General features: G+C 41.7%; 1 protein-coding gene. It reads left to right on the top strand.

The window, feature by feature from the left end:
• The first annotated feature begins 21 nt into the window (after positions 1-21).
• Positions 22-1,065: a glycosyltransferase family 2 protein gene (locus AC2VE5_RS28155; RefSeq protein ID WP_486890799.1), complete on the top strand. Its 1,044-nt coding sequence runs from the start codon at positions 22-24 to the stop codon at positions 1,063-1,065.
• Positions 1,066-1,185 lie beyond the last annotated feature (120 nt).

The following is a 1,185-nucleotide window of genomic DNA, read 5'->3' as shown; positions in this document are numbered from 1 at the left end:
AATCAAATGGAGTTAATAGCCATGACTAAACCAACCGTCACCATCGTAGTTGTACCCCGCGAACGTTTTAGCTGTACTCAAGACTCCTTAGAGAGCCTCTACGCACATACCGATTTTCCTTTTGAATTGATTTATGTAGATGGAAATTCCCCAGCAAAAGTCCAGAAATATTTGCAAGCAAAAGCTCAAGAAAAGAACTTCAAAATTATTCGTACAGATTACTACCTTTCCCCCAATCACGCCCGCAACATTGGTTTGAGTCAAGTTGATAGCAAATACGTTGTTTTTGTTGATAACGATGTGATCTTCTCCCCCGGTTGGCTGCAAGCTTTAGTTACCTGTGCAGAAGAAACAAACGCCACCGTTGTTGGACCCTTGATGTGTGAAAAAGAACCTATACACCAACGAGTTCATTTTGCTGGTGGAGAATCTCGCATTGTTACTGATATCAAAGGCAAACGCCATTTGCGCGAGAAAATGTACAAGCAAGGTCATCAAGTAACAGCATTACGACCCCAAATTCATCGCACTCAAACCGAGTTAGCAGAGTTTCATTGCGTCCTAGTTCGTAAAGATATTTTTGAACGCATTGGTTATTTAGATGAAGGTATGCTCAACACCAAAGAACACCTAGATTTTTGCATGACAGTAGCGCAGGCGGGAGGAAAAGTATATTTTGAGCCTGATTCTCTAGTTACTTACGTCCCAGGTCCACCGCTTGAATTAAGCGATTTGCCTTTCTATATGTTGCGTTGGAGCGATGCTTGGACTCTAGCAAGTTTGCAACGCATCCGCGAAAAGTGGGACTTGTCAGAGGATGGTTACTTTAAAACAAAGTACAAAAAATTGGGAGTAAGACGAATAGCGACAATCATTAAGCCTTTAGTTCGTCGCTTTAGTTTTGGCTCTGAAAACAAACCGTTGAAAAAAGTCTTGAAGTCCCTAGACAAAAAACTCAATCGTTATCTCACAGACCGTTATGCAAAAATGTTACCTCAACGTAAACTACAGCTAAAGCCCATTCAACAAAACCAATCTGCAACCCCAGAATTGTCTAGCGTGTAGTAGTGCAATTAATTCGGCTCAATGTATTGATGGAATAATCCTGTCTACTGGAGGCTCTGTTAGCCTTGCAGTCCGGCATATTTGCTGGTGATACGATACCTAGAAAAACTGTGTGTGACG

Source organism: Aliterella sp. E5.1 (assembly GCF_057473825.1).
This window is presented reverse-complemented; position numbering and strand designations above follow the sequence as displayed.